General features: G+C 71.8%; 27 protein-coding genes and 1 pseudogene. 9 read left to right on the plus strand and 19 right to left on the minus strand.

The window, feature by feature from the left end:
• Positions 1-81: 81 nt before the first annotated feature.
• From ACTWPW_RS30205 to ACTWPW_RS30215, 3 genes and pseudogenes are all read right to left on the minus strand, one after another.
• Positions 82-1789, minus strand: a pseudogene (locus ACTWPW_RS30205) (MFS transporter).
• Between the two features lie 10 nt (positions 1790-1799).
• Positions 1800-2450: an LppX_LprAFG lipoprotein gene (locus ACTWPW_RS30210; protein ID WP_375109376.1), complete on the minus strand. Its 651-nt coding sequence runs from the start codon at positions 2448-2450 to the stop codon at positions 1800-1802.
• A gap of 59 nt (positions 2451-2509) precedes the next feature.
• Positions 2510-2968: a MarR family winged helix-turn-helix transcriptional regulator gene (locus ACTWPW_RS30215; protein WP_443170613.1), complete on the minus strand. Its 459-nt coding sequence runs from the start codon at positions 2966-2968 to the stop codon at positions 2510-2512.
• Between the two features lie 34 nt (positions 2969-3002).
• Here ACTWPW_RS30215 and ACTWPW_RS30220 point away from each other — a divergent pair, with 34 nt between their 5' ends.
• The gene (locus ACTWPW_RS30220; RefSeq protein ID WP_375109378.1) at positions 3003-3929 is read left to right on the plus strand and encodes a cation diffusion facilitator family transporter; all 927 of its coding nucleotides are present in this window, start codon (positions 3003-3005) and stop codon (positions 3927-3929) included.
• Here ACTWPW_RS30220 and ACTWPW_RS30225 read toward each other — a convergent pair.
• From ACTWPW_RS30225 to ACTWPW_RS30275, 11 genes are all read right to left on the minus strand, one after another.
• A complete protein-coding gene (locus ACTWPW_RS30225; protein WP_375109379.1) occupies positions 3886-4515 on the minus strand; it encodes a 4'-phosphopantetheinyl transferase family protein in 630 nt (209 codons plus the stop codon). The two genes, ACTWPW_RS30220 and ACTWPW_RS30225, sit on opposite strands and share 44 nt — an antisense overlap.
• 17 nt (positions 4516-4532) lie before the next feature.
• Positions 4533-5486 carry a hypothetical protein gene (locus ACTWPW_RS30230; RefSeq protein ID WP_443170614.1) on the minus strand — a complete coding sequence of 318 codons (954 nt, stop codon included), beginning with the start codon at positions 5484-5486 and terminating at the stop codon, positions 4533-4535.
• The gene (locus ACTWPW_RS30235; protein WP_443170615.1) at positions 5483-6859 is read right to left on the minus strand and encodes an MCE family protein; all 1377 of its coding nucleotides are present in this window, start codon (positions 6857-6859) and stop codon (positions 5483-5485) included. The genes ACTWPW_RS30230 and ACTWPW_RS30235 overlap by 4 nt, the downstream gene beginning before the upstream one ends.
• Positions 6856-7854, minus strand: a complete 999-nt coding sequence (locus ACTWPW_RS30240; RefSeq protein ID WP_375109382.1) for an MCE family protein — start codon at positions 7852-7854, stop codon at positions 6856-6858. Before ACTWPW_RS30240 ends, ACTWPW_RS30235 begins: the two co-directional genes overlap by 4 nt.
• Positions 7851-8876 (minus strand): MCE family protein, encoded by a 1026-nt coding sequence (locus ACTWPW_RS30245; RefSeq protein WP_375109383.1) that lies wholly within the window; start codon positions 8874-8876, stop codon positions 7851-7853. Before ACTWPW_RS30245 ends, ACTWPW_RS30240 begins: the two co-directional genes overlap by 4 nt.
• Positions 8873-9898, minus strand: a complete 1026-nt coding sequence (locus ACTWPW_RS30250) for an MlaD family protein (RefSeq protein ID WP_375109384.1) — start codon at positions 9896-9898, stop codon at positions 8873-8875. The genes ACTWPW_RS30245 and ACTWPW_RS30250 overlap by 4 nt, the downstream gene beginning before the upstream one ends.
• Positions 9898-10941 carry an MCE family protein gene (locus ACTWPW_RS30255; RefSeq protein WP_443170616.1) on the minus strand — a complete coding sequence of 348 codons (1044 nt, stop codon included), beginning with the start codon at positions 10939-10941 and terminating at the stop codon, positions 9898-9900. The genes ACTWPW_RS30250 and ACTWPW_RS30255 overlap by 1 nt, the downstream gene beginning before the upstream one ends.
• Position 10942: 1 nt before the next feature.
• Complete coding sequence (locus ACTWPW_RS30260) at positions 10943-11962, minus strand: MlaD family protein (protein ID WP_443170617.1); 1020 nt, start codon at positions 11960-11962, stop codon at positions 10943-10945.
• 4 nt (positions 11963-11966) lie between these two features.
• On the minus strand, positions 11967-12821 hold the full coding sequence (locus tag ACTWPW_RS30265) for an MlaE family ABC transporter permease (protein WP_364134840.1): 855 nt from the start codon (positions 12819-12821) through the stop codon (positions 11967-11969).
• A complete protein-coding gene (locus tag ACTWPW_RS30270) occupies positions 12821-13612 on the minus strand; it encodes an MlaE family ABC transporter permease (RefSeq protein WP_364134837.1) in 792 nt (263 codons plus the stop codon). Before ACTWPW_RS30270 ends, ACTWPW_RS30265 begins: the two co-directional genes overlap by 1 nt.
• A gap of 136 nt (positions 13613-13748) precedes the next feature.
• On the minus strand, positions 13749-15140 hold the full coding sequence (locus tag ACTWPW_RS30275; protein WP_443170618.1) for an aminopeptidase P family protein: 1392 nt from the start codon (positions 15138-15140) through the stop codon (positions 13749-13751).
• 138 nt (positions 15141-15278) lie between these two features.
• On the opposite strand from ACTWPW_RS30275, the gene ACTWPW_RS30280 reads away from it, so the two are divergent.
• The 4 genes from ACTWPW_RS30280 (at position 15279) to ACTWPW_RS30295 (ending at position 19011) form a co-directional block, all read left to right on the plus strand.
• On the plus strand, positions 15279-15707 hold the full coding sequence (locus ACTWPW_RS30280) for a CBS domain-containing protein (protein ID WP_364134832.1): 429 nt from the start codon (positions 15279-15281) through the stop codon (positions 15705-15707).
• Between the two features lie 22 nt (positions 15708-15729).
• On the plus strand, positions 15730-16416 hold the full coding sequence (locus tag ACTWPW_RS30285; protein WP_443170619.1) for a hypothetical protein: 687 nt from the start codon (positions 15730-15732) through the stop codon (positions 16414-16416).
• A 167-nt stretch (positions 16417-16583) separates the two neighbouring features.
• Entirely contained in the window at positions 16584-17357 is a 774-nt protein-coding gene (locus ACTWPW_RS30290) for a cyclase family protein (protein ID WP_375109391.1), read from the plus strand.
• Positions 17358-17463: 106 nt separating this feature from the next.
• Positions 17464-19011, plus strand: a complete 1548-nt coding sequence (locus tag ACTWPW_RS30295) for a thiamine pyrophosphate-binding protein (RefSeq protein WP_443170620.1) — start codon at positions 17464-17466, stop codon at positions 19009-19011.
• Positions 19012-19069: 58 nt separating this feature from the next.
• Here the strand turns inward: ACTWPW_RS30295 and ACTWPW_RS30300 are convergent, their stop codons facing one another.
• From ACTWPW_RS30300 to dhaK, 3 genes are read right to left on the minus strand one after another with little or no spacing between them, the layout of a single operon-like run.
• The gene (locus tag ACTWPW_RS30300) at positions 19070-19444 is read right to left on the minus strand and encodes a PTS-dependent dihydroxyacetone kinase phosphotransferase subunit DhaM (protein WP_375109393.1); all 375 of its coding nucleotides are present in this window, start codon (positions 19442-19444) and stop codon (positions 19070-19072) included.
• 2 nt (positions 19445-19446) lie between these two features.
• Entirely contained in the window at positions 19447-20064 is a 618-nt protein-coding gene (gene dhaL, locus ACTWPW_RS30305; protein WP_375109394.1) for a dihydroxyacetone kinase subunit DhaL, read from the minus strand.
• Positions 20064-21044 (minus strand): dihydroxyacetone kinase subunit DhaK, encoded by a 981-nt coding sequence (gene dhaK / locus ACTWPW_RS30310; RefSeq protein ID WP_443170621.1) that lies wholly within the window; start codon positions 21042-21044, stop codon positions 20064-20066. The genes dhaL and dhaK overlap by 1 nt, the downstream gene beginning before the upstream one ends.
• A 54-nt stretch (positions 21045-21098) precedes the next feature.
• On the opposite strand from dhaK, the gene ACTWPW_RS30315 reads away from it, so the two are divergent.
• On the plus strand, positions 21099-22265 hold the full coding sequence (locus tag ACTWPW_RS30315; RefSeq protein ID WP_443170622.1) for a cytochrome P450: 1167 nt from the start codon (positions 21099-21101) through the stop codon (positions 22263-22265).
• A gap of 18 nt (positions 22266-22283) precedes the next feature.
• Complete coding sequence (locus ACTWPW_RS30320) at positions 22284-23033, plus strand: lysophospholipid acyltransferase family protein (RefSeq protein ID WP_443170623.1); 750 nt, start codon at positions 22284-22286, stop codon at positions 23031-23033.
• Positions 23034-23166: 133 nt separating this feature from the next.
• Here the strand turns inward: ACTWPW_RS30320 and ACTWPW_RS30325 are convergent, their stop codons facing one another.
• A complete protein-coding gene (locus ACTWPW_RS30325) occupies positions 23167-23907 on the minus strand; it encodes a thiamine pyrophosphate-binding protein (RefSeq protein ID WP_443170624.1) in 741 nt (246 codons plus the stop codon).
• A 177-nt stretch (positions 23908-24084) separates the two neighbouring features.
• Between ACTWPW_RS30325 and ACTWPW_RS30330 the strand changes: the two genes are divergently transcribed.
• Together ACTWPW_RS30330 and ACTWPW_RS30335 are read left to right on the plus strand one after the other, a co-directional pair.
• Positions 24085-24534 (plus strand): hypothetical protein, encoded by a 450-nt coding sequence (locus ACTWPW_RS30330; protein WP_364134797.1) that lies wholly within the window; start codon positions 24085-24087, stop codon positions 24532-24534.
• 6 nt (positions 24535-24540) lie between these two features.
• A complete protein-coding gene (locus ACTWPW_RS30335; RefSeq protein WP_443170625.1) occupies positions 24541-25467 on the plus strand; it encodes a hypothetical protein in 927 nt (308 codons plus the stop codon).
• An 18-nt stretch (positions 25468-25485) separates the two neighbouring features.
• Here the strand turns inward: ACTWPW_RS30335 and ACTWPW_RS30340 are convergent, their stop codons facing one another.
• A complete protein-coding gene (locus ACTWPW_RS30340; RefSeq protein WP_443170626.1) occupies positions 25486-25836 on the minus strand; it encodes a hypothetical protein in 351 nt (116 codons plus the stop codon).
• Positions 25837-26426 lie beyond the last annotated feature (590 nt).

Consider the following 26426-nt stretch of genomic DNA (forward strand, 5'->3'; position numbering starts at 1 on the left):
GATCGACGCGCCCGGTGAGGCGCCCTGTGTGGGCGTCCTCGCCGGGGGGTCGTCGGGCGCGGTCGCGTTCCGGTCGCCCGGTCAGCGGCGCCTGGCGTCGTGGGACGGCATCAGGAGGGCGACCGCCGCGCCGAGCAGGCAGATGAACGCCGTGACGAGGAACATCTCGGTGTACTCCGTGTGCAGCGCCCCCTGCACCTTCGCGGTGTAGTCGGCCAGCCGCCGCTGATACGTCTCCGGGTCCACGCCGAACGGGAGCGGCGTGTCCAGGTGGGCGGTCAGGGACTGGAACCGGTAGAAGCCCCAGGCCGACACGGCCGCGATGCCGATCAGCATGCCCATCATCCTGGCCACCACGACCGCCGCCGACGCCACGCCGTGCTGGGCGGCCGTGCTCACGCGCAGCACCGCCGACGACACCGGGGCGATCACCAGGCCGAGGCCCAGCCCGGCGACCACCAGGTCGACGTCCATGACGAGGCCCGCGCCGGCCAGGTCGAGCGGCCAGCGGCTCATCAGCCAGTAGCCGACGGCCGCCACCGCCATGCCCGCCACCGCCACCGCCCGGTCGCCCAGCCGGCGCGCCAGGAGCCCGCCCAGCAGGGCGGCCACGGTGAGGGCCGCCAGGAACCTGGCCAGGACCAGCGACGCCCCCAGCGCGTCCTCGCCGAGCAGGGTCTGGGCGGTGAACTGGACGAACACCATGGTGACCAGGAGCGCCGCCCCGGCCAGGAAGCTGACGGCCAGGGTGGCGAGCAGCGGGCCCTTGCGGGTGCCGGTGAGGTCGAGGAGGCGGACGGGGGAGCGGATCTCCCACCAGACGAAGCCGGCGGCCGTCACGGCGCCGGCCGCGATCACGGGCAGGCCCCACGGGGGGAGCACGGAGCTGGCGGGGTCGGGGTTGTACAGGCCCACGACCAGGAGGCCGAGCGCCAGGGCCAGTAACGCCCCACCGACCACGTCCACCCGCCCGCCCTCCCGGCTCCGGCTGACGGCTGTGGCGTCCGGCGCGCTCGCGGCCACCGCACCCGCCTGGTCTGTGCTCGTTTGGCCCGCGCCCGTTCGGCCCGCGCTCGCCTGGCCGGTGTTCGGCGTGCTGGGGGACGTGGCGCTGGGGGCGCCGAGGGGGGTCGCCGTGGCCGCGTCCGCCTGGACCTGGCCTGGCGTGTCGGAGCCGGACGGAGGGGTGGTGGTGCGGGGTGGGACGGTGAAGTGGACGGCCAAGGGCGGCCAGGGCGGCGAGGGGGACGTTGATCCAGAAGATCGCGTGCCATTCCCCGAGCTCGATCCCCGCCACCACCGTGCTGGGCACCAGCGCCAGCAGCCCGCCGTACAGCGGCCCGAGCGCGCTCCCCAGCTCCTGCGCCGCCCCCACCGCGCCGAGGGCCACCGGGCGTTCCCGCGCCTCCCACAGGTCCCCGATGAGGGCCATCGTGATCGGCAGCAGCGCGCCTCCGGCCACCCCCTGGACGGTACGCCCGGCCACCACCATCACCTCACCGGTCGCCAGCGCCGTCAGCACCGAGCCGAGCGCGAACGCCGCCAGGCAGGCGTGGATCAGGGGGCGCCGGCCGTACCGGTCGGAGAGCTGGCCGAGCAGCGGCATCGCGGCGATGTACCCGAGCAGGAAGCCCGTGACGATCGGGGTGGCGCGCTCGAGGTGGTTCAGCGGGATGTCCACGTCTTCGGCGATGTCGATCAGGACCGTCACCACCACGTACGCGTCCAGCGCGGCCAGCAGCACCACCGCGCCGCCCGCGCCGAGCACCACCCGGCGGGTGCGCCTCACCTGACGGCCTTCACTTGGTGGCGGGCGGCGTGACGGTGACCGGCGCGTCGTAGTCGCTGAACGCCACCGTCACCGTGCCGTCCTGCAGCGGCAGGCTGGCCTTGGTCAGCCGGCTGGTGGCCTGGTCGATCCAGACCTTGCCGTTCACCCCCTGCGTGACGCCGGGGATGATCTGCCCGACGACGGTGCCCGGGAAGGTGGTGGCGACCCGGTAGGAGCCGCCCTCCACGCCCTCCACCTTGGGATCGGTGCCCGAGGCGAGCAGTTGCGCGATGCCCTTGGTGGGCTCCAGGATCACCGACGGGTCGTAGAACTGCGCCAGCTGGTCGCGCGTCATCTGCTGGAAGCCGCCGGTCGGGCCCTTGAAGTGCACGGTGTCACCGATGAGGGCGAAGGTGACCTCCTGCAGGGTGCCCAGCACGTCGAGCGTGATCGTGCCGTCGGCGTCCCCCTCCGCCGTGAGCCGGCCGTCGGCCTTCTTGACCGGCACCTTCGGCTTGCCCTCGGTCGTGATCGAGAAGCCGGCCGACTTGACGCCCTTCATGGCCTCGGAGGACTTCTTCATCAGGTCGGGCCCGGCGGGCAGCTCGGCCCCGCCACCGCCGGACGAGCACGCCGACGCCAGCGCGAGGACAGCCACGACGAGGAGCTTTCTCAGCATGACCGGATCGTATCGATCGACCGTGAACGCCGCGCGCCGTCACGGATATCGGTTGGATGTCAGCGCAGCTTCTTCAGGTGCTCCACGAGCGGCGCGTACGCTTCCTCGATCGCTTGAAGCTGGTCGTCGGTGAGCCGGTCGACGAAGTGCTCGCGCACGCTCCCGACGTGGAACGGCGCCACCCGCTGGATCGTGTCCCAGCCCTCGTCGGTCAGCACCGCGAACGTGCCCCGCCGGTCGTCACGGCAGTCTTCCCTGGTCACCAGGCCCTTGGCCTCCATGCGGGAGATCTGGTGCGACAGCCGGCTGCGCGACTGGATCGTCGCGTCCGCCAGGTCGCTCATCCGCATGCGCCGTCCCTGGCTCTCGGAGAGGTTGACGAGGATCTCGTAGTCGTTCAACGAGAGTGCGTGCTCCTGCAGCTCGCGGTCGAGCCGGTGCATGAGCAGCTTGTGCAGCGCCAGGTGCGTACGCCAGGCACGCTGTTCGGCGGGAGAAAGCCAGCGAGGCGCGCTCATGATCCCCAATCTAGCGCACATACAGTTGTGCGCCATGGAGGAAAAGTCGGGGGAGAGCCTGGGCACCGTGCTCGTGGCCGGAGCGGCGAACCTGACCATCGCCCTGGCCAAGCTCGTCGCCGGCCTCATCAGCGGCTCGGCCGCCATGCTGTCGGAGGCGGCCCACTCCGCCGCCGACACCGTCACCGAGCTTCTCCTGCTGGTGGCGGTCCGCCGCTCGGGCAAGCCCGCCGACCGGCGGCATCCGTTCGGGTACGGGAAGGCGGGCTTCGTCTGGGCGATGATGGCGGCGGTCGCGACCCTGGTGGGCGGGGCCGGGTTCTCCATCACGCACGGCATGCACGAGATCAGCCATGGGGAGGAGCTGTCCGACCTCACCCCGTCCTACGTCGTGCTGGCCGTCTCGTTCGTCATCGAGGCGATCTCGTTCACGAAGGCGATGTCGCAGCTTCGCCGCGAGGCCGCGCGACACGACGTCAACCCCGTACGCCTGGTGCGGCGCACCTCCGACACCGCGCTGAAGGCCGTACTGTTCGAGGACGCCGCCGCCCTCGTCGGCCTGCTGATCGCCGGCGCCGGGCTGATCGGCTCCCAGCTCACCGGCTCGGCGCTCTGGGACGGGGCCGCGTCGGTCGCGATCGGCCTGCTCCTGCTGGTCGTCGCGCTCACGCTCATCCAGTCGAACCTGTCGCTGCTCATCGGCCAGGCCGCGCCCCAGTCGATCGAGACCGGCATCCGCGCCGTGCTGATGGCCCAGCCCGAGGTGGAGGAGGTGGTCGAGCTCCTCACCATGATGATCGGGCCGGGCGCGATCCTGGTCGCCGCGAAGATCGACTTCAGGGACCAGGCCAGCGCGGCCGGGGTGGAGATCGCCTGCGAGGAGGTGGACCGGCGGCTGCGGGAGCGCTTCACCGGGGTCAGGCAGGTCTTCCTCGACCCGACTCCGACCCGCCGCCGCTGACCTCCGGGATGGGCACCCTCTCGGCGGGGACGTCGGTGACGACCGCCACCCTGATGTCCGGCCCGGCGCTCCACTCCAGCAGATGCCGTCCCGTCAGGTCGTCGCCGCCCTGACCGAGCTTGTCGAGCGTCAGCTCGCCGCGCTTGATCAGCGCCTCCTTGCGGGTCCAGTGGCGCATCAGCTCGTCGTTGCCGGTGACCAGCGCGCGCTCGTGCGGGGTGAGCACCCGGTCGGCCAGCATCGTGTCCAGCGGGCCCGGGCGTACGTGCTCGGCGTCCACGCCCACCTTGCCCGGCCCGGCCACCGCGCACACGTAGCCTCGCGTGTGGCTGAAGCTGACGCCCAGCTTCGGGGCCTGCTCGACGTACGGCCTGCCGTGCCCGGGGCCGTGCACGTCGCAGTGTTGCAGCAGCGTCAGCTCCCCCGGGTCCGCGTCGAGGGCGGCGGCGGCGCAGAGGCGTACGAGGAGGTGGGCGGCGATGAAGCAGACCCGGTCCTCCTCGAACCGGAAGCGGGCGGCCCGCTCCTGCTCCACCTCGGTCAGCCATTCGTACGGGGCGCGCACCTCGTCCGGGTGTCCGCCCATCGCTAAGCAGCCGATCGTCAGTCCTTCTTCTTGTCGTCGCCGTCGAGGGAGTATTGATCCTCCGAGGCCGCGCCGAGCACGGTCACGTCATGGATCTTCCAGCTCCCCTTCTCCTTCACAAGACTGATCTTAAGGTGGGAATCCTTGACCGAGCGGATCGCCTCGGAAGTGTTCACCTGCTGGTCCACGACGACGATGGCGTGGGCCGTGGCCTCGTCCACGTCGGCCAGGTACACCTCGCGCACGGTGGCCTGGGAGGTGGCCTCTAGCTTGACGATGACCTGCGCCATGGTGCCGCCGAACGCGGCGTCGTAGGTGGCCAGGAAGTCGCCCGTGGCCTGGGCGGCCAGGGCCGAGCGGGTGGTCTGGAGGTCCTGGTAGTCGTAGCTGAGCAGGGCCCGGCTGAAGGCGGCGGCCGCGCCGGACACCTCCATGCGCAGGGCGCGCTCGGACTCCAGCCGGGCGCGGGCGTCCTGGGCCTGGGCGGCGGTCACCCACTGGAGTACGGCGGTGGCGGCGACGGCGGCCACCACCATCGCGGCCAGCGCCCCCAGAACCTTGGCCCGGGTGACCCGCCGGGGCCGCTCGCCCCCGGGGCCTGCGGCGGGGCCGGTGTCCGTGGGGGCGTCGGAGCCCTCAGCCTCGGTGCCCGCCTGGGTGCCCGCCTGGGTGCCTGCCTGGGTGCCCGTCTCGGTGCTCGCCGCGTCACCGGCGTCGGTCGAGGCGGCCGTTTCGGCGCTCTCGACAGCGGCGCTCGCCGCTGGACGTGCGCTCTTCTCCGCGTCGGCGGGCGGCTCCACGCTCGTCGACGCGGAGCCGGCGTCGGGCGCCACGGTGGGCGTGCCGTCGGCGGAAGGCGCGGTGTCGGGTGGTGCGGCGTCCGAGGACGACGGCGCGGTGTCCGAGGGTGGGTTGTCCGAGGGTGGCGTTGCGGGGTGGGCCTGCGTGGCGAGGTGCTGCCTGGTGGTCATGTCGACTCCTCACGGCGGCGGGCGGCCCGGCCCGCCGCGATCCAGCCCACGATGCCACCACTCGCCACCACGGCGAGGAATATCGCGACAATCAGCGGGGCGATGTTCAGCGGGGTACCGGACGCGGCGCGCGTGGCGGCCACGCCCGTGGGTGACGCGGTTTCCTGCGGGGTCTCCTCCGAGGGGCTGCGGGTGTCCTTCGCCGCCGGACGGGGCGAGCCGCCGGGATGGGCCGCGTCGGTCCGGCGGTCGTCGGGACGATCGGCGGGGCGGTCGGCAGTGCGGTCAGTACCGCGGTCAGCAGGGCGGTCGGCAGGGCGGTCAGCGGGGCGGTCCGGGCAGGTGCGGAGGGCGGGGACCGAGGGCGGGCCGACCGGTCCGGCGTACTCCTCGGCGGGCGTCGGCCCCCCGGGCACGCTGAAGACGAACGCCGCCTTGCCGTACACCGTGCCCCCGCGCCGGTCGCTGATGTCGTCGGCCAGGCTCAGCGCGGTCGGCACGATGCCCAGCAGGTGGTGCACGTTCCGCTCGGTCGCCGCCGAGAACACCGGCTGGTGCGGCAGCCCGGCCGCCGTCAGCAGGCACGAGAACCCCGGCCTGGACGCCCGGAAGGCCGCGTCGAGCTGCGCGAACACGCCGGGTCCCTGGTCGAGGAAGGCGTTCAGGTCCGAACGGGACTCCCGCAGCGCCGCCGTCACCGTGCTCAGGTCCGTGATCCCCGAGGCCAGCTCCCCCCGCTTGCCGGCCAGCGTGTGCGTGAGCCGGGTGAGCTGCACCGACAGGTCGTCGAGCACCTCGGCGTTGTCCGCGAGGGTGCCGGTCAGGGTGTGCGCGTCGTCGACGATGCGCCTGATCGCGGGCGCCCGCCCGTCCAGCGCCACGGCCAGCTCGTGCACGATGGTCTTGGCGTCCTCGGGCGGCACCGCGTTCAGCAGCTTGCCGACCCCTTCGAACAGCTTCTTGTAGTCCAGCGGAACGGTCGTCCTGGCCAGCGGGATCGTGTCGCCGGCCGCCAGCGTGGCGCCGGCGGCGCCGGTGGCGGGCGGCGAGAGCTCCACGTACGGCTCCCCGATGGCCGACCTGCGCCGCACCTCGGCCGTGACGCCCTTCGGCAGCCGGATCTCCCGGTCGATGTCCAGGCCCACGACGATCTTGCCCGGCGCCAGCCGCACGTCGCCGATCTTGCCGACCCGGACCCCCAGGTACGCCACGTCGAACCCCCGGATCAGCCCGGGCGAGGAGACGAACTCCGCCGACACGCGGTACGGCCGCTCGATGGCGTCCAGCCGGATGATCGTGCTGAACGCCCAGACCGTCATGACGATCCCCAGCACCACGAAGAACCCCAGGTTCAGGTAGATCCGGTGTCTCATCGCGGCGGCTCCAGCAGCAGGCGGAAGTCCTCCACCCGGTCGCGTACGGGATCCTCCCGGGCGGGCAGCAGCACGCCCTTCAGCCAGACGTAGATCAGCACCTGCCCGTTCACCGTGATCGGCGGCGCGTCGATGAACTTCTGCAGCTTCGCCACCAGCGCCTTCAGGTCCTCCTTGCCCCGCTGCATGGACGACGAGATCGCCTCCAGCTCGCGCAGCAGCGTCCGCAGGCGGGCGGCGTGGCGTGGGTAGACGGTGAGGTTGGCCTCCTCGGCCAGCCTCGTCAGCGCGACGATGGCCTTCTTGACGTGCCTGCGCCCGTGCGCGAGCCGCGCGGTGGCCGAGGCCAGCGTGCCCGGCAGCCGGTCCAGCTCGGCGCTGCCCTCCGCCAGGTCGTCCCCGAGCCGGGCCAGGGCGTCGATGCTGGTGCCGAGGTCGCGGCGGGCGGCCGCGTAGGCGTCGGTGACCTCCGCCGTCTGCTTGATCAGCCGGTTGACCTCGTCGCCCTGCCCGGCGAACGCGGTCGAGGCGGCGTCCAGGATGGCGTTCACGTCCTGCGCCCCGAGCGCCTCGATGAGCGGCCCGGCCTTCGCCGTGACCTGCTCGATGTCCGGCTCGACCGACGTCTCGGCGATCGTGGCGCCGTCCTTCAGGTACGGTCCCGTGGCCAGGTCCCGCCCCGCCGGCGGGGCGAGCTGGACGTAGTTCTCGCCCAGGACGGACGTCTTGGCCACGGTGGCCGTGCTGCCCTCGGGCACCCGGTGCGCGGACTGGATCGACATCGTCACCCTGGCCCGGTAGCCCTGCAGCCGGATGCCGGTGACGGTGCCCACGCGTACGTCGGAGATCTGCACGCTGTGCCCGGTCACCAGGCTCTGCACGTCGTCGAAGACCGCGTGCAGGGTGAGGTCGCCGGTGGTCGCGCCGAGCGTCTGCAGCGAGCACGACGCCGTCACGGCCAGCGCCGCCAGCCCGGCCAGCAGCCGTACGCTCATCGCCGGCCTCCCCGCTGCGCGAAGGGGCAGTTGCTGAGCCCGCCGGGCAGGCACGGCACCTCGCCCAGGTTCAGCGCGTCGAACAGCGGGGTCAGCCACGCCCTGGTCATGGCGTTGAGCACGACGCGGATCTTGAGCACGTGCTGCTTACGGTCCCAGGAGTCGATCAGGATGTCGGCGAAGTCGGCCGCGCCCTTCACGGCCCGCGCCGCGGACGCGCTGTTGGCCCTGACCGTCAGCACCAGCTCGGCCAGCGTCCCGGCGGCCTGCGGGAGCCGCTGCGCGTACTGCTCGATGAGCACGTCGCCGCGCCGCACGAAACCCGCCATGGAGGTGACGAAGCCGCGCAGCCGCCGCCGCTCCTCCGCCAGGATGGCGCTGGCCTCGGAGAAGGCGTCGATGGCGCCCGTCACCTGGCTCTCGCGCTCGTTGAGGCTGGTGGCCAGCTTGTTCAGGCCCTTGGCCAGGTCGATGAGCCGCTGGTCCTGCTCGGCCAGGGTGCCGGTGAGCTCGGAGGTGTCGGCGATCGCGTTGTTGATCGTCCTGCCCCGTCCCCTGACCCCGTCGGCCAGGTCGCCCGCCACGTCGCCCAGCTTGTCGTCGTCGAGCGCGTCGGTCAGCTTGGTGAAGGCGTCGAGCGCGTCGTCGATCTCCACCGGCAGGTCGGTCCGCTCCAGCGGGATGGTGGCGCCCGACCGGATCCGCTGCTGCCCCGGTTTCCACGGGGGATAGAGCACGACGTTGCGCTCGCCGAGCGTGTTCTGCGGCGCGACGACGGCCTTGACGTCGGACGGCAGCGGCACCTGCCGGTCGATCCGCAGCTCGACCCGTACCTTGTCGCCCATGATGCGGATCCGCTCCACGTAACCGGCGTCGAGCCCCATCACCTTCACCCGCGCCTCCTCGTACAGGGAGGGCGCCTTGCCGAAGATCGCCACCAGCCGGTACGGCTCCGTCCCCACCGCCGAGCACCCGGACGCCAGGAGGACGCCTGCCAGCAACACCGCCACGAGCCGTCTCATCTGTCGCTCTTCCTGTCCTTGGCGATGGCGGCCAGCACCTCCGGGTTGATGGGCCCCAGGCCGGTGGCGATGGCCTCCAGCCACGGCCCCTGACCGCCCATCGTGGACAGGCCGGCGAACGTCGGGCCCGCCCAGGCCAGCAGCGAGTTGAGCCGCTCGTTGCTGCCGCTGAGCCGCGTGGTGATGGCGGCGTTGTCGTCGAGCACCTGGACGAGCGTCCGCTCGTGCTCGGCGATCAGCCGGGTCGTGCTCTGCACGAGGTCGCTGCCGTCGCCGAGCAGCGTGCGCAGCTCGGTGCGGCGCCTGCGCAGCTCGTTCAGCATGACCTCGAGGGCGTCGATCAGCCGCCCGAGCTGCCGGTCCTTCTTCTCCAGGACGTCCATGACCCGGGTGCCGTTGTCGAGCAGCCGCTGAAGTTGCGGCTCGCTCTTGCTGATGGTGTCGGAGAGGTCGCCGATGTTGTCCAGCAGCCGGGTGACGCGGCCGCGCTTGAAGGTGTCCATCTTGCCGAGCTCCGCGAGCAGGTCGTCCACGGCTTCGGTGTCCAGCCGCTCGACCAGCCGGGTCGCGTCCTTGACGGCGTCGTTGATCAGCGTGGGCACGCCGGTCCGCTGCACCGGGACGCGCCGCTGGGCCTCGGGGAGCTGGTCGACGTACGGGGGCGAGACCGGGCCGGTGAGCCGGACGTACCGGCCGCCGAGCAGGTTGGACAGGGCGATGTCGGCGCGGGTGCCGCGGCCGAGCCGCACGCCGTCGTCCACCTTCCAGGTGACGACCACGTGGCCCTGGCCGTAGTCGGCGCGTACCTCGGTGACCTTGCCCACCCGCACCCCGGCGACCCGTACGTCGTTGCCGGTGCGCAGCCCGCCGGAGTCCACGAACACGCCCGACATGGTGTAGCCGCCCTCCAGCAGCCCCAGGTTGCCCACCAGGAACGTGGCGACGAGGATCACCGCGAGCGTGGCCAGCGACACCAGGCCGACGGCGTGCTTGTTGCGGTCGCGAAACGACTTGAGCGCCATCACCGGCCCACCAGCAGCTTCCGCAGGTCCTTCTCGCTCTGCACCCTGGTGTTGCGCAGCGGCGGCGGCGTCTGCATCCCGTAGGGGCAGGGCGCGGCGCTCAGCGCCACGCAGGGGACCGCGGTGATGAAGTAGTGGCCGCGGTTGACGCTGGAGTACGCCCGCGCGAACAGCGGCTGGAACGTGCTGACGGTCCGGTCGATCGAGCTCACGTTGCGCCGGATGCCGCCGGTCAGCCCCGACAGGTTGTCCACCAGCGCGCCGAGCTCGTCGGCGTTCTTGCCGAGCACCTCATTGGAGGTGTGGAAGGTCGCCGACAGCTCCACCAGCGCCTCGTCCACCAGCTTCCGGTTGTCGGCGAACGCCTCCGTCAGCGTGACGAGGTTGTCGACGAGCTGCTCGATCTGCTTGTCGCGCTTGGCGACCACGCCGGTGACGGTGGCGTAGTCCTCCAGGAGCTGCTCGATGGTCTTCCTGCGGTCGTTGACCGTGGTGGTGATGGCGTTGACGTTGTCGAGCAGCCTGGGGATGTTGCGGTCGTTGCCCTTGAGCGACTTGGCGGCGGCGGTGAGGAGCTGGTTGATCTGCTCGGGGTCCAGGCTGCGGGTCAGCGGGCCGAGGTCGCTGACGAGCTCGCCGATGTCCACGACGGAGGAGGTGCGGGTGATGCGCGAGCCCGGGGGCAGCCGGCCGGGGGCGGTGCCGGGCAGCAGGTAGATCACCCGCTGGCCCACGGCGTTGCGCCAGCGTACGGCGGCCTCGGTGTCGGTGGGGACCCGGACCGCGTCCTGCACCTCCATGGTCACCTCGGCCCGGCCGTCCACGACCCTGATCGTGTCCACCTGGCCGACCGGCGCGCCGGCGATCTTGACCTGGTCGCCCTCGACCAGCCCCGACACGTCGTCGAACATCGCGACCAGCCGGTACCCGCCGCCCGTGCCGACCCGGGCGATCTGCACGCTGATCGCCACGATCAGCGCCACGCACAGACCGACGAACAACGCGAAGCGGACGAAGGTCCAGCGGCGCCGGACGCGTTCCATGTCAGCGCCTCCCGTCGGTCGGGCCGCAGGCGCCGACGATCAGTTCGCAGACGTCGGTGGCCACGAACGCCTCCACCTGGAGCTGGCGGCTGTTGCCGGGGCCGGGCGCCTCGATCAGCTCGTTCAGCAGGTCGACCAGCTCGTTCAGGCCGCGTACGCCGTCGCCGGCCAGGCCGAGCTGGGCGTAGATGAGCGCGGCCACCCGCTCCCCGGAGTGCACGCCGGCCCGCAGGTTCCCCCGGTGCTTGTCCAGGCCGTGCGCCACCTGGCCGGAGATCGAGGTGATCTCCTGGAGCAGGGCGCGTACCTTGTCGGCCCGCTTGAGCAGGTCGGGGGTGATGACGTTGACGTCGGAGGAGATGGCGACCAGCTCGTCCCCCTTGTCCGACAGGGCCGTGCCCAGCAGGGCGGCGTCGCGCAGGAACTGCCTGGCCCGCTCCCGCTGCCGGTGCGCGACGCCGACGACCGTGCCGGCGTCGCCGATCAGCTCGCGCAGGTCCTCTCCCTGGCCGTCGAGCCCCTTGGCCACGGTGTGCACGATGACCGCGACCTCGCGCGGATCGACGGCGTCCAGGCCGCGGTAGGCGTCGCCGAGCGTGTCGGACAGGTCGAGCGGGTCGCGGGTGTCGGTGATGACGGCGCCGGAGGTCAGGTAGGGGCCGGTGGTCTCGCCGGAGCCGAGGTCGAGGGCGAGGAACTTGGGGCCGAACACCGAGGCCGGCTCCACGGACGCGACCGCCGTCCGGGGCACCCGTACGCCGGGGTCGAGGTGCATGGTGACCACGGCGCGGCCCCGGGCGTCGAGCGCGAGGGAGGTCACGTCGCCGACCGTGATGCCGCGGATCTTGACCGGGGAACTGGTGTCCAGGCCCTGCCCGGCGCGGCCGAACACGGCGTCGATCCGGGTGCCGCTGGTCTCGGTGGCGGTGCGGACGACGTACAGGACGGTCGCGGCGAGCACCGCCAGCAACGCGAGCGCGATGCCCAGGCGGGCGGCGAGGGAGAGATCTGCTCTGGCCACCGGCTCACCCCGTCAGCGGTATGTTGCCGCCGGCGCCCCAGAACAGGTACGACAGCAACAGGTTGAGCAGCACGATCGTGACGATCGACTGGCGGATGGCCCGGCCCGCCGCCACCCCCACGCCCACCGGCCCGCCCGTGGCGTGGAAGCCGTGGAAGCAGTGGATGACGATGACGGCGAAGGCGAACACGGCGACCTTGGCGACGCTGAAGGCGATGTCGCTGACCGGTAGGTACAGGTAGAAGTAGTAGTCGTAGACCCCGGGCGCCAGCCCGAACAGCACGGTGCACATCAGCCGGGTGGCGAAGAAGCTGGCGAACAGCGCGATCAGATAGATCGGCACCAGGGCCAGCAGCGCCGCCACCACCCGGGTGCAGATCAGGTAGGTGAAGGCGTTGATGCCCATCACCTCCAGCGCGTCGATCTCCTCCGAGATCCGCATCGCGCCCAGCTCCGCCGTGAACGACGAGCCGACCTGCGCCGCCAGCGCAGTGGCCGCGATGATCGGGGTGATCTCGCGGACGTTGGCGAAGCTGCCGACCAGGCCCATGAACGACTCCGCGCCGATGGCCTGCAGCCCCTGGTAGCCCTGCAGGCCCACGGTCGCGCCCACGACGAACGCCATCGTGAACACCACGAAGATCATCCCGCCGCCGATGACGGTCGCGCCGACGCCCACCACGACGTCGCTGACCTGCCGGATGACGACCTTGAAGTACTTGAGCCGGAGCACGACGTCGCGTACGGAGTAGAACAGCACCTTCCACACGAACAGCGGCCAGTCGGCCAGCGTGGCGAACCGCTCGGCGACGTCCCGCCCCCTGAGGGCGAGTCTGAGGCCGGCCGTCCGCGTCACCATCAGAGCGACCTCGGCGGGTAGGCGAGGAAGTACACGGCCGAGATGACGTAGTTGAACGTGAACACCAGCATGAACGTCACCACGGTCGCCTGGTTGACCGCCCGCCCCACCCCGACCGGGCTGGACGCGCACGTCATGCCCTTGTAGCAGGCCACCCCCGCCGCGATGAACCCGAAGATCCACGCCTTGAACAGCGTGACGTAGAGGTCGGAGGCCACCACGAGCGACAGCGCCCCCTCGAAGTACGCGCCGGGGGTGACGCCCTGGACGATCACGTTGAAGAAGTAGCCGCCGGTCGCGCCCGCCAGGATGACCAGCGGGCACAGGCACACCGCGATCGTGCTGGCCGCCCACATGCGCGGGGTGACCAGGCGATGGATCGGGTTGACCGACATGACCTCCATCGCGCTCAGCTCGTCGCGGATGTGGCGCGCGCCGATGTCGGAGGTCATCGCGCTGCCCCCGGCCCCGGCGATCAGCAGCGCGCTGGCCAGCGGCGCCACCTCGCGGATCAGGCCGACGAAGACCGCGCTGCCGGTGGCCGAGCCGGCGCCGAGCTGGCGGGCCAGCTCGCCCACCTGTAAGGCCACGGTGGCGCCCAGCGGCAGGGAGACCAGCAGCACCGGGACGCTGGTGACGCGGGCGAGGAACCAGCACTGGTCGACGAACTCCCACCACCAGTGCCTGACGTCCCAGCTCCGGCGCAGGCCCTCCAGCACGATGACGAACAGGTCACCGACCTGGCCGAGCGCCGAGCCGGCCCGGCGCCCGACGTACCCGGACCAGGCCATCACCACCTCCGCCGCCTACGGATTGGCAACCCTACTGACGGGCTGTCCAGTAGGCCATGCTTCCGTGGGAATTTGCGGAAAAGGTATGAGAGCCGGCTCGCACCTTGTCAGCCCGGCACGAAACGTGACCGGTCCGTTACGACAGGGCGCCCATCCAGGACTCGATCTCGTCCGGGTGGCGGGGGAGCCCGGACGACATCAGGGTGGCCCCGTCGGCGGTGATCACCAGGTCGTCCTCGATGCGGATGCCGATGCCGCGCAGCTCCCGCGGCAGCGTCAGGTCGTCGGGCTGGAAGTACAGGCCCGGCTCGACGGTCAGCACGTTGCCCTCCTCCAGGACGCCGTCCAGGTAGACCTCCGCCCGCGACTTCGCGCAGTCGTGCACGTCCAGGCCGAGCATGTGGCCGCTGCTGCACAGCGTGTAGCGCCGGTAGAGGCCGGTCTCCATGAGCGTGTCCGTGGAGTCCTTCAGCAGGCCCCAGTCGCGCAGGCCGTCGCAGATGACGCGCATGGCCGCCAGGTGGAAGTCGCGGAAGCGGGCGCCCGGCCTGAGCGTGGCGATCGCCGCCGTCTGGGCCTCGTACACCAGCTCGTACGCCTGCCGCTGCACGGCGCTGAACCGGCCCGACAGGGGGAACGTGCGGGTGACGTCGGCCGTGTACAGCGTGTCCGCCTCCACCCCCGCGTCCAGGAGCAGCAGGTCGGCGGGGTCGAGCGCGCCGTCGTTGCGGATCCAGTGCAGCACGCAGGCGTGCGCCCCCGAGGCCACGATGCTGTCGTAACCGGAGGCGTTGCCCTCCAGCCGCGACCGCAGCCCGAACACGCCCTCCAGATACCGCTCGCCCCGCGGGTGCCCGAACGCCTGCGGCAGCGCGCGCACGACGTCCTCGAACCCGCGCACGGTGGCGTCCACGGCCGACTGCAGCTCGCCGACCTCCCACTCGTCCTTGACCAGCCGCATCTCCGCCAGGAACGACTCCAGCTCAGCGTCGCCCGCACCCCTGGGGACCCGCGCGTCCACGGTGGCGTCGACCCCGCGCAGCACCCGTGCCGGGCCGCCCAGCTCCAGCTCGCGGATGTGCGCGCACTCCACCTGGTACAGCTCCGCCGCCTCCGCCAGGTCCGGCCGGGGGCCGGCCCAGAACTCGCCGTAGCGGCGGTCGCGGTAGAACTCCTGGCCCTCCTCGCGCGGGGCGCGCGGCCTGACGTACAGGACCGCCTCGCCGGACGGCTCGATCACCAGCACGTCGTCCGACTCGCTCGCGCCCGTCAGGTACGAGTACGCGCTGTGCGGCCGGAACCGGTAGTCACTGTCGTTGCTGCGCACCTTCAGCGTGCCCGCCGGGATCACCAGCCGCTCGCCGGGGAAACGCTGCGCCAGCGCGGCCCGCCGCTTGGCCGCCCACGGCGCGATCGGCTTCGCGCTCACCTGAGCCGTCCGGGTCCCCGCCCACCCGGTGCGCATGAACGCGGCGAGCTCGTCCGTGACGGGCAGATCGTGGCTTCCGGTGTTGAGCGGCTCGGTCATTTGGCGGTCCTTGAGTGAATTTTCGGTTTTTGTATGGGATTAAGTACGGGAGCAGCCTACGTGACCGCTTGACGCGGTCCCCACAGGGTTGTTTGCCTTGACGCAGGGCTTGGAACACTCAGGGCAGAGGTGGTGCACATGCTCATCGGGACGATCCTTCGTGGCAAGGGCAGTGGCGTGACGACCGTGGCGCCTGGAGCGACCGTACGGGAGCTGCTCACCCAGCTCGCCGAGCACAACATCGGGGCCGTCGTCGTGTCCTCCGACGGGGTCACGATCGAGGGGATCGTCTCGGAGCGTGACGTCGTGCGGCGCCTGCACGACCGCGGCGCCGCGATCCTCGACTCGCCGGTCTCGGCGATCATGACCACCGAGGTCACCACGGTCGGACCGGGCGAGAACGTCGACTCGCTGCGCCGGACGATGACCACGCAGCGGTTCCGGCACATGCCCGTCGTGGAGAACGGCCGGCTCGTCGGCATCGTGAGCATCGGTGACGTGGTCAAGAGCGCCATCGAGGAGCTGGAGACGGAGAAGGCGTCGCTCGTCGACTACCTCCACCGTTGACAGGGATGGCACGCTTGGGTCCGTGATGTACGGGCCCCCACCCCCTGACTACCCCCGGGTCCCCGAGTACCCGCGGGCGACGAGCAGTCCGCCGATCATCGTGCTCGTCTCCGGGCTGGCCGCCCTGCTGGGCTTCCTGCTGGGCGTCTTCGTCGGGTTCGGCGCGCAGACGGCGTCGTCGGGTGAGTCCGAGCCCAGGGTCACGGTGACGGTCGAGGAGAGCCCGACGGCCGAGCCCGAGCTCTCCATCCCCGCGGAGACCACCCCGCCGCAGACGGTTCCCAGCCAGACGGTCCCCAGCCAGACCGCGCCGGGCCAGACCCAGCCCAGCCAGACGGTGCCCAGCCAGACCCAGCCTGGTCAGACGCCGCCCGGTCAGACGACCCAGCCCGGTGGCGGTACCGCCACCGGGCCCGCTACTGGGCCCGCTACTGGGCCCGCCACTGGGCCCGCCACTGGGCCCGCCACTGGGCCCGCCATCAACCCCGCGTCCCTGCGCACCCTCGTCGTCGGCACCGACATCCAGCCCGGCACCTACCGCACGGCCGGGCCCACCTCCGGGTTCCCCCTCTGCTACTGGGCCAGGCTGAGGAGCACGACCGGCGACGTGATCGCGACCGGCATGCCGACCGGCGCCGCCACCGTCACCATCCAGGCGACGGACAAGGCGTTCCAGACCGGCGGATGCGCGGAGTGGACCAGGGCGTGACGCCTTTCCCGTGGAGCCCGGCGACGTCGACGGCTACGGCGACGACAGCGGCTTCCGGCTCAGGGCCGCCGAGCAGGCGGATCGGCGCGTAAATCCTCGTGTATGCCGGTGTTGGCACTGGTAGGGCCAGCGTAGGAGGATGCGCTCAGCCCACCAAGGAGGAAGACATGTCGGTGTTGAAGAACTTCGTGGACAGCGTGCGCAGCGGGGCGATCGAGGTGATCGACCTCACCGCTCCGCTGACGTCGGAGACGCCGATCCTCCAGCTGCCCGAGCCGTTCGGCAACACGATCCCGTTCCGGCTGGAGGAGATCAGCCGCTACGACGACCGAGGCCCGGCCTGGTACTGGAACGACATCCACACCGGTGAGCACACCGGCACCCACTTCGACGCCCCCGTCCACTGGGTGACCGCCCGCGACGGCCAGGACGTCTCCCAGGTGCCCGCGCGCAGCCTCATCGCGCCCGCCGTGGTGCTCGACTTCGCGGCGGAGGCGTCGAAGGACCCCGACTTCCTCCTGCGGATCGACCACGTCAAGGAGTGGGAGCGGGTCAACGGCCCGCTCCCCGAGGGCGGCTGGCTCCTCTACCGCACCGGCTGGGACGCCCGCTCCGCCGACCAGGCCGCCTTCCTGAACGCCAACGAGACCGGGCCGCACACGCCCGGCGTGTCGGTGGAGTGCGCCGAGTGGCTGGCGTCCGAGACCCCCATCCTCGGCCTCGGCGTCGAGACCGTCGGCACCGACGCCGGCGCCGCCCACTCCTTCGACCCGCCCTTCCCCTGCCACTCCTTCCTGCTGGGCGCCGGCAAGTACGGCCTCACCCAGCTGCGCAACATCGACCGCCTGCCGGTGACCGGCGCCGTCGTGGTCGCCCCGCCGCTGCCCATCGTGGGCGGCTCGGGCAGCCCCGTGCGCGTGCTGGCCCTGGTGGAACGTTGATCGTCGCGGAGGCCGTCGGCCGGGCCCTGGCCGCCTGCGGGGCCCGGACCGCCTTCGGGGTGATCGGCAGCGGCAACTTCCACGCCACGAGGGCGGGGCCGCCACGATGGCCGACGCCTACGCCCGGATGAGCGGCCAGGCCGGGATCGTGTCGGTCCACCAGGGGCCCGGGCTCACCAACGCGATGACCGGCATCACGGAGGCGGCCAAGAGCCGGACGCCGCTGATCGTCCTGGCGGGTGAGGCCACCGAGGTCCGGTCCAACTTCCACATCGACCAGGCCGCGCTGGCCACGGCGGTGGGGGCGGTGCCGATGCGGGTCACGGCGCCGGGCACCGCCGTGGCCGAGGCGGTGGAGGCGTACCGGGTGGCGGTGGCGGAGCGGCGTACGGTGCTGCTGAACCTGCCCCTCGACGTCCAGGCCGCCCCCTACGACGGCCCGCCGCCGTCGCAGGTCGCACCCATGAACGCGGGCGAGCCCGCGTCGGGCGGGGTGCCGTCGGGTGCGGTGGCGTCGGGTGTGGTGGCGTCGGGTGTGGTGGCGTCGGGTGTGGTGGCGTCGGGTGAGGTGGCGGAGCTGGCGCGGGTGCTGGCGGCGGCCCGGCGGCCGGTGTTCATCGCCGGGCGCGGCGCCCGGCACGCGCGCCGGGAGCTGGTGGAGCTGGCCGACCGGACGGGTGCGCTGCTGGCGACGTCCGCGGTGGCCAGGGGGCTCTTCCGCGGCAGCCCGTGGGACCTGGACGTGTCCGGCGGCTTCGCCACGCCGCTGACCGCCGAGCTGATCCGGGGCGCCGACCTCGTCATCGGCTGGGGCTGCGCCCTGAACATGTGGACCACCCGCCACGGCTCCCTGATCTCTCCGGGCACGAAGGTGGTGAAGGTGGACCTCGACCCGGCGGCGCTCAAGACGCACGTGCCCGCCGACCTGGGCGTGGTGGGCGACGTGGCGGCCGTGGCCCGCGCGCTGGCCGACCGGCTCGCCGCGGGGCCCGTGGGGGGCTGCCGCTCGCCGGAGCTGGCGCGGCGGATCCAGGCGGAGGGCCGCTGGCGGGCGGTCCCGTACGACGACGAGAGCGGCGACGGCAGGATCGACCCCAGGACCCTCACCATCGGCCTGGACGACCTCCTGCCCCGCGAGCGGATCGTCGCCATCGACTCCGGAAACTTCATGGGATATCCGTCGATGTTCCTCGATGTCCCGGACGAGGGCGGGTTCTGCTTCACCCAGGCGTTCCAGTCGGTCGGGCTGGGCCTGGCGACGGCGATCGGCGCCGCCGTGGCCCGCCCGGACCGGCTCCCGGTGGCCGCGCTCGGCGACGGCGGCGCCCTGATGGGCCTGGCGGAGCTGGAGACCGTGGTCCGCCTGGGCCTGCCGATGGTGATCGTCGTGTACGACGACGAGGCGTACGGCGCCGAGGTCCACCACTTCGGCCCGCACGGGCACCCTCTGGGCACCGTCACGTTCCCCCCGGCCGACCTGGCCGCCATCGCCCGGGGCCAGGGCCTGGCCGCCGTGACCGTCACCGGGCCGGACGACCTGGCGGGCGTGGCCGAATGGCTGGAGGGAGCGCGTGAGAGGCCGCTGCTGGTGCACGCCAAGGTGACGAGGGAGCACGGCTCCTGGTGGCTGGAGGAGGCGTTCAGGGGCCACTGAGCACGCGGCGGAGGTCAGAGCTTGCGGAGTTCAGGGGCCACTGAGCACGCGGCGGAGGTCAGAGCTTGCGGAAGGTGCGGGCCTCCTCGGCCGCGGCCAGCACGTCGGCCAGCGGCTGGCCCGCGCCCGCCGCCACCGCCGCCGCGATCGCCCCCTCCACGAACGGCACGTCCGCCACCACGACCCGCCCGTCCTCCATCAGCAGCCGGGCGGTCAGCACCGAGCTGCCGAGGTCGGGGATGAGCACCACCCCGTCACCCCGGTCGACGCTGCGCACCGCCGCCTCGATGACGTCCACGCTCGTGCCCAGCCCGCCGTGCTCCATCCCTCCGGCGGCGACCACGGGAGCGTCCTCGCCCGCGATGCCGCGGACCAGCGCCACCGCCTCGGTCGCGAAAGCGGCGCTGTGGGAGACCAGGACCACGCCCACCATCGCTATGCCGCCACGGTGGCCAGCGCCTCCAGGAACAGCGCCGCCGACGCCGCCCCCGGGTCCTCGTGCCCGATGCTGCGCTCCCCGAGGTAGCTGGCCCGGCCCTTCCTGGCCTGCATCGGGATCGTGGCCTTGGCGCCCTCGGCGGCCGCCCGCGCCGCCTGGTCGAGCGCCTTGCGCACGCCCACCCCGTCGCGTACGGCCAGGGCCAGCGCGCGGGAGGCAGGGGCCAGGGCGTCCACCATGGTCTTGTCGCCCAGCGCGGCCTTGCCCAGCCGCTCGACCGCCACGACCCCCTCCTCGAACGCCGTCGTGAACCCGGCCAGCGTCACCGGCGTCTCCAGCGCCTTGCCCATCTGCCGGAACACCGACCCGTACAGCGGCCCGGAGGCGCCCCCGACGCGGCGGATCAGCGTCGTGCCGGCCGCCGTCAGCACCTCCGCCGGGGAGCCCGGCGGCGAGCCGTCCAGCGCCTTGAGCACCTCGGTGAGCCCGCGGTCGAGGTTCGTGCCGTGGTCGGCGTCGCCGATCGCGGCGTCGAGCCGGTTCAGCCGGTCGCGGTTCTCGCGCACGAGCCTGGCCGTCTCCTCGAACCAGGCCAGGAACAGGTCGGTGTCCATCAGCGCCCCCACCGCAGCGCGGGCGTCTCCACCGGCGCGTCCCACAACCGGGTCATCGCGTCGTCGACCCGGCAGACGGACACGGAGAAGCCCTGCATGTCCAGGCTCGTCACGTAGTTGCCCACCAGCGAGCGCGAGATCCGCGCCCCCTTGCCCTTGACGAACGCCGCCACCTCCGCGAACACCACGTACAGCTCGATGAGCGGGGTGCCGCCCATGCCGTTCACCATCACCAGCAGGTCGCCCTGGAGCGGCAGGTCGCCGTGGATGGCCTCCATCGCCACGCCCGCCAGCTCGCGCGCCGACACCAGCGGCACCCTGGCCCGGCCGGGCTCTCCGTGGATGCCGATGCCCAGCTCCACCTCCGTCTCGGGCAGGTCGAAGGTCGGCTTCCCGGCGGCCGGGGCCGTGCAGGAGGTCAGCGCGATGCCGAACGACCTGCTGCGCTCATCCACCTCGGCCGCCACCGCCGCGACCTCGGCCAGCGCCGCGCCCTCCTCGGCCAGCGCCCCGGCGATCTTCTCCACGAACACCGTCGCCCCCGTGCCGCGGCGGCCCGCCGTGTAGAGGGAGTCCCGTACGGCCACGTCGTCGTCCACCAGCACGGTGGCCACCTCGACGTCCTCGACCAGCTCGGCGGCCATCTCGAAGTTGAGCACGTCGCCGGTGTAGTTCTTGACGATGTGGACCACCCCGGCCCCGCCGTCCACGCCCCTCGTCGCCTCGATGATCGGGTCGGGGACCGGCGAGGTGAAGATCTCGCCGGGGCAGGCGGCGTCGAGCATGCCGTGGCCGACGAAACCGGAGTGCAGCGGCTCGTGCCCGGACCCGCCGCCCGAGACCAGCCCGACCTTCCCCGGCCGCGGCCCCTCGGCCCGGTAGACCACCTGGTCGCGGACCCGCAGCGACGGGTGGGCCGCCGCCAGGCCGTTCAGCGCGTCCTCAACGACGGAGTCTGCCGTGTTGATGAGCTTCTTCATGGTCAAAACATCTGCCCGTTTTCACGACCGCGCAAGCGTCGTAGCGTGTGCGGCGTGGAGGTCTTCTACAGCCCGTACGATCCCGCGACCAACGACGAGCCCTACTCCGTCTACGCGCGGCTGCGCGCGCAGGCGCCGCTCTACCACAACGCCGGCCTGGACTTCTGGGCGCTGTCCCGGCACGCCGACGTCTCGGCCGCGCTCACCGACAGCGCGCTGCTGTCCAGCGACCACGGTCCCATGCTCGACCCGGGCGCCTGGGGCACGCACGCCCGCAGGTTCCTGTCGTTCGTGGCGATGGACCCACCCGAGCACACCCGCATGCGCGCCGCCATCTCCCGGGGCTTCACCCCGCGCCGGGTCGCCGCGCTGGAGCCCATGATCAGGGAGATCGCGCGCGAGCACATCGAGGAGGCCGTCGAGCGGGAGACGTTCGACTTCGCCCGCGACATCGCGGCCAAGCTGCCGCTCGACGTGATCTCCGAGCTGGTGGGCGTGCCGCCGTCGTACCGGGCGGGCGTGCGCCGCGACTTCAGCTCCGTGCTCGCCTACGACCCCGAGGGCAAGATGGCCGAGGACGGCCTCAAGGGCATCGTCTCCCTCGGCGACTACTACCGCTCGATCATCGCCGAGCGCCGGGCCGCGCCGGGCGACGACCTCGTCTCCGCGCTCGTCGCCGACGACGAGCTGACCGACGAGGACATCGTGGCGTTCCTGTTCCTGCTCATCGGCGCCGGCGCGGAGACGACCACCCACCTGCTCAGCGCCGCCTGGTACTGGGCGTGGCGCAACCCCGCCCAGCGCGCCGCCGCCTTCGGCGGGGCGATCACCGGGTGGATGGAGGAGTCGCTGCGCTACGACACCCCCGCGCACGGCGTCGCCCGCCGCCTCACGCGGGACACCGAGTGGTACGGCACCCGCGTCCCCGAGGGCGCCAAGGTCTGGCTGCTGATCGGCTCGGCCAACCGCGACGAGGACGTCTTCGCCCACCCGGACGTCTACGACCTGACCCGCGACACCGGCCGGGCCATCAGCTTCGGCGCCGGCCGCCACTACTGCCTCGGCGGCCCCCTGGCCCGCCTGGAGGGCCGGGTGGCGCTGGAGGAGCTCACGAAGGCCGTCTCACCCGACTACGACATCGACGAGACGGGCATCAGGAGGACCGCCCACGGCAATGTCCGGGGGATGGTCAACCTCCCGACTACCGTGAAACGTGCCTGAGTACGTTACCTTCTGCTCATGGCTGAGATCGTGTACCCGCCGGTGATCGCCGCCGCGCGGACCCTCTTTCGCGTGCTCGACATCCGCTTCCGCCTGGAGGGGACCGAGCACGTGCCGCGGACCGGGGGAGCGGTGCTGGTGAGCAATCACATCAGCTACCTCGACTTCATCTTCGCCGGGTTCGCCGCGCTGCCGTCCAAGCGGCTGGTGCGGTTCATGGCCAAGCAGGACGTGTTCGACAACCGGATCTCGGGGCCGCTGATGCGCGGGATGCACCACATCTCGGTGGACCGGGGGGCGGGGGCGGGCTCGTACGCCACGGCGCTGCGGATGTTGAAGGCCGGCGAGGTGGTGGGCGTGTTCGCCGAGGCGACGATCAGCAGGTCGTTCACCGTCAAGGAGATCAAGAACGGCGCGATCCGGATGGCCCAGGCGACGAACACGCCGGTGATCCCGGTGGCGCTGTGGGGCGACCACCGGCTGTGGACCAAGGGCCGGCCGCGCAGGCTGCTGCAGCGGCACGTGCCGGTCACCATCCTGGTGGGCGAGCCGATGCACCCCAAGCGCGGGGAGAACGTCAACGACCACACGGCCGATCTGCACCGGCGGATGTCGGAGCTGGTGGACCGGGCGCAGCGCACCTACCCGGAGATCCCGCCGGGCGTGTGGTGGCAGCCGGCCCACCTCGGGGGGACGGCACCGACCCCGGAGGAGGCGGCCGCCATGGACGCCGCCGAGGCGGAGGCCAGGTCGAAGAAGGTGGAGTAGACCGGCCGCTGTCTGCGAGGCGGCGGTCTGCCGCGTTCGGGATAACCGGCCATTATCACGTACATGACGCATACGCGTGCTCGTCGAGGTCATGGGCGTGGGATGTTGCGCAGGTTCGAGCGGGCGAGCTGGATCATGCGGCCGCCGCCGCCGCTGAGCACGAGCTTGCTGGTGGTGGTGGCGAAGCCGGCCAGTTGCGGTTGTCGTACTGGATCCATTCCTTGCCGCGCAGCGCGTGCCCGACCGGTGCCTTGACGCGTTCGGCGAAGGCCATGACCTCCTCGTGGGAGCCGGCCGTGCCGCTGCCGCAGAACAGTGTGATTTTCTCGGCCTCGTCGACCAGCCGGGCCAGCTCGGCGATCTCGGCCTCGCCGGGCCGTACGACCGGCCGCCGGGTGAGCAGGGCAGGTTCGACGGTCCGCTGCGGCGCGTCCTGGACGGCGATGTCTCCCGACATGCTGACGACCGCGACGCCCGAGCGGCCGATCGCGTGCTGGATGGCGGTCTGCAGGATGCGCGGCATCTGCGCCGGATGTGAGATCAGCTCGGAGTAGTGGCTGCATTCGGCGAACAACCGGTGCGGGTGGGTCTCCTGGAAGAACGAGGTGCCGATCTCGGCGCTGGGGATGTGGGCGGCCAGCGCCAGCACCGGCGCCATGCTGCGCTGCGCGTCGAACAACCCGTTGATCAGGTGCAGATGGCCTGGGCCGCAACTGCCCGCACACGCGCCCAGACGCCCGGTGAGCTGCGCCTCCGCGCCTGCCGCGAACGCCCGGACGGCGAGGTCGTCGCCGAGCCGCCAGAGCTGGTTGTCCCAGCCCCGCGCGCCGCTCGCCGCTCGCCGGGTAATCGGCCAGGTCGGGGTGCTGGTCACGCCCGCGACTTCCAGGCAAGGCCTCATATGGACAAGACGCCCGGGAGGCGATGAACGGTTGGGGCATTCCCGAAAACCGTACAGACATGATCATCTACGGCCGGGCATACCGCCGATATACCGGCGCTCCCTACGCTCCCTTCGACGGATGCAAGTCAAGGTAACGGAAAGGGCATCATGCGACTGAGCACCATACTTCGGCATGCGGCGATCGTCGGGACCGCGGGACTGACGTTGTCGATCGTCGGCGCCGGCGGCGCTTCCGCCTCTGCGTCGGCTGACAAGACTCTCAGCGGCAGTTGCTCGTCGGACCCCAAGGGTTACAGCGGCTCGGCGCGCTACTACTACAACAGCGCAGGGAGTGACGTCTTCACCAAGTTCACGTACACGATTGGCGGTCGCGCCGGATCGAAGACCGACGTGGCCATCGATGTCTATTCGGACAAGAACAACGCGGTCGACAAGTGGCACGGCGGTTGGGGCACCGACAGCGCCAAGGTGGGCACGAAGAGCGCGACCGTCCACATCATCAGCCCGGCGAAGGACAAGGTCTACGTGAAATTCTGGGTGCGCTGGGACCTTCCGGGCCTCGACCCCACGTGCAGCTTCCAGACCAAGCGGATCTAGCGGCCGATGAACCACCGCGCACTTGTCGCGTCCCTGCTGGCGCTGGTGGCGGTCACGTCGTGTTCCACCGGCGGTGAGCAGGAAATTCCGCCGGTCTTCGTCGCCGCCTCCTCGACGGGGGCGATCGTGTACGACCCGCAGACCGAATCGCACCTCGGGTACGCCTCGGACGGGCGGCACGTGTGGACGGACAAGCAGGCTGCCGTCTGCGCGGCCCGATGCCCTGAAGCGGCCTTCTCCACCGCTACCCGGAAGGTGCTGAGCCGGCGGGGCGATGCGGACACGGTCGTCGCCGAGGGAGAGACGCTCCAGATCCAGCGTTCGGACGGCAAGAAGGAGAGCCATCAGGTCGCCGGCGTGGAGAACGTCCTCTGGCGGGAGAGCCCCGACCGGACGACGGCTCTGCTGCTCTACGCCGACCCCACGCTGCCCGGCGGTGAGATCCTGCGCTTCCAGCGCGACGCTCACGGATGGCGGGCTACAGGGGAGCGCGTGCCCGCCGGGGGGTTCTGGGGTGGCTGCGTCGGCGGAGACTGGGCGGTCCTGACCGGCGAGCGCGGAGGGATACTCAAGGACGGGACCGTCGTTCCCCTTCAGGTCGATCTCGACCAGCCCGGGGAATGCGTGGCCGGTACGCGAGGGGGCGCGGTGGTGTCCCGCTACGTCGACCAGCGCGGAACCCATCACACCGAGGTGCGCGGCATCGACCCGAGCGGGCGGCAGACGTGGTCGCGCGATGTCGCCGCTCGGGCCGGTGTGATCGCCGATCCGTCCGGTACGGCGGTCGGCCTGGTCCACGATGGTGAGCTGGAATTGCTCGACGTCAAGGGGGAGGTCCGCGAGCGGCGCGAGGACGTCGTCGCGGCCAGCTTCACTGAGACGGGCCGCCTGGTGACGGTGAACGCCGACGGCGAGGTCACCTGGGCCGCATAAAGCTCACTCATCCGCGTGTCAGACGGCGTGTACGCCTGTGCGAACGTGCGCTGGCCGGTTCGGCCGGCGCACAAGCCTCATCGCTGTGCGGCTCAGGGCCGTCACCTCAGCGCGGACCTGACCCGTCCACTGGCCAAGCTCCTCTGGATCAACGAACTCACGAACTCCTCCAGACCCCTGTTCAACTACTTCCGCAACAAGGAAGACCTCGCGCTGCGGCTGCGCGCCTGGATCACCACCGGGCTCGGACACGAGCGCGTCCCGGCGATCATCGCCCGCGAGATGACCGCCTGGCACGATCACCTGGCCGCCGCCGGGCGGCACGCGAAAGACCGGCAGCACGGCCGCCATGGCACCGGCGACGGTCAACAACCACCTTGCCCACGTCTCGGCGCTGTTCTCCTGGATCAGCGCCCACGCCCCGGCCGCCCTGCTGCCCAGCGGGGACCCCACCAAGCGCGCCGAGCCGCTGCGCCTGCCCGCCCCCGAGGTCCGCGCCCTGTCCGGCGCCCAGGTCCGCACCGTCAACAACGTGCTGGACCGCCTGGAATCTGCGCCGCGCCCAGATCGCCGGCCTGGACCTGGCCCAGCTACAGCCCGCGATCCCGAGCACCTACGACAGACCAATCAGGCCAGGCCGACCGGGGCACGCGGCAAAGGCCGCACCACTTTGACGCTTACCTGGTCTGCCCCAACCGGATCTCCGACATATGATCATGCGCATATGCGGGAAACCAGCGAACCCCCGATCGCCAGGGTGGACGTCGTGCGCGCGGCAAAGCCGTCAAAGGGTCGTGGTGGCGGCGCATACACTTCGTGCCGGGCTGGGGCGCCGGCAACGAGTCGACTCTCCGGCAGCGCGTCAGAGCGGTCACGGCTTCCCTATCGCACCGGCTTCAGTACCGCCTGCAGGAGCACGACGCCCTCGCCGTACTTGTCCTTCAGCCGTTGCTGGAGCT

This window comes from Nonomuraea sp. KM90 (assembly GCF_052246675.1).
Classification (GTDB): domain Bacteria; phylum Actinomycetota; class Actinomycetes; order Streptosporangiales; family Streptosporangiaceae; genus Nonomuraea.

Excerpts from the sequence above, each read along its gene's own strand:
- ACTWPW_RS30210 (WP_375109376.1), bottom strand. The coding sequence starts at position 2,450 with ATGCTGAGAAAGCTCCTCGTCGTGGCTGTCCTCGCGCTGGCGTCGGCG.
- ACTWPW_RS30215 (WP_443170613.1), bottom strand. The coding sequence starts at position 2,968 with ATGAGCGCGCCTCGCTGGCTTTCTCCCGCCGAACAGCGTGCCTGGCGT.
- ACTWPW_RS30220 (WP_375109378.1), top strand. The coding sequence starts at position 3,003 with ATGGAGGAAAAGTCGGGGGAGAGCCTGGGCACCGTGCTCGTGGCCGGA.
- ACTWPW_RS30225 (WP_375109379.1), bottom strand. The coding sequence starts at position 4,515 with ATGGGCGGACACCCGGACGAGGTGCGCGCCCCGTACGAATGGCTGACC.
- ACTWPW_RS30230 (WP_443170614.1), bottom strand. The coding sequence starts at position 5,486 with ATGACCACCAGGCAGCACCTCGCCACGCAGGCCCACCCCGCAACGCCA.
- ACTWPW_RS30235 (WP_443170615.1), bottom strand. The coding sequence starts at position 6,859 with ATGAGACACCGGATCTACCTGAACCTGGGGTTCTTCGTGGTGCTGGGG.
- ACTWPW_RS30240 (WP_375109382.1), bottom strand. The coding sequence starts at position 7,854 with ATGAGCGTACGGCTGCTGGCCGGGCTGGCGGCGCTGGCCGTGACGGCG.
- ACTWPW_RS30245 (WP_375109383.1), bottom strand. The coding sequence starts at position 8,876 with ATGAGACGGCTCGTGGCGGTGTTGCTGGCAGGCGTCCTCCTGGCGTCC.
- ACTWPW_RS30250 (WP_375109384.1), bottom strand. The coding sequence starts at position 9,898 with ATGGCGCTCAAGTCGTTTCGCGACCGCAACAAGCACGCCGTCGGCCTG.
- ACTWPW_RS30255 (WP_443170616.1), bottom strand. The coding sequence starts at position 10,941 with ATGGAACGCGTCCGGCGCCGCTGGACCTTCGTCCGCTTCGCGTTGTTC.
- ACTWPW_RS30265 (WP_364134840.1), bottom strand. The coding sequence starts at position 12,821 with ATGGTGACGCGGACGGCCGGCCTCAGACTCGCCCTCAGGGGGCGGGAC.
- ACTWPW_RS30270 (WP_364134837.1), bottom strand. The coding sequence starts at position 13,612 with ATGGCCTGGTCCGGGTACGTCGGGCGCCGGGCCGGCTCGGCGCTCGGC.
- ACTWPW_RS30275 (WP_443170618.1), bottom strand. The coding sequence starts at position 15,140 with ATGACCGAGCCGCTCAACACCGGAAGCCACGATCTGCCCGTCACGGAC.
- ACTWPW_RS30280 (WP_364134832.1), top strand. The coding sequence starts at position 15,279 with ATGCTCATCGGGACGATCCTTCGTGGCAAGGGCAGTGGCGTGACGACC.
- ACTWPW_RS30290 (WP_375109391.1), top strand. The coding sequence starts at position 16,584 with ATGTCGGTGTTGAAGAACTTCGTGGACAGCGTGCGCAGCGGGGCGATC.
- ACTWPW_RS30295 (WP_443170620.1), top strand. The coding sequence starts at position 17,464 with ATGGCCGACGCCTACGCCCGGATGAGCGGCCAGGCCGGGATCGTGTCG.
- ACTWPW_RS30300 (WP_375109393.1), bottom strand. The coding sequence starts at position 19,444 with ATGGTGGGCGTGGTCCTGGTCTCCCACAGCGCCGCTTTCGCGACCGAG.
- dhaL (WP_375109394.1), bottom strand. The coding sequence starts at position 20,064 with ATGGACACCGACCTGTTCCTGGCCTGGTTCGAGGAGACGGCCAGGCTC.
- dhaK (WP_443170621.1), bottom strand. The coding sequence starts at position 21,044 with ATGAAGAAGCTCATCAACACGGCAGACTCCGTCGTTGAGGACGCGCTG.
- ACTWPW_RS30320 (WP_443170623.1), top strand. The coding sequence starts at position 22,284 with ATGGCTGAGATCGTGTACCCGCCGGTGATCGCCGCCGCGCGGACCCTC.
- ACTWPW_RS30330 (WP_364134797.1), top strand. The coding sequence starts at position 24,085 with ATGCGACTGAGCACCATACTTCGGCATGCGGCGATCGTCGGGACCGCG.
- ACTWPW_RS30335 (WP_443170625.1), top strand. The coding sequence starts at position 24,541 with ATGAACCACCGCGCACTTGTCGCGTCCCTGCTGGCGCTGGTGGCGGTC.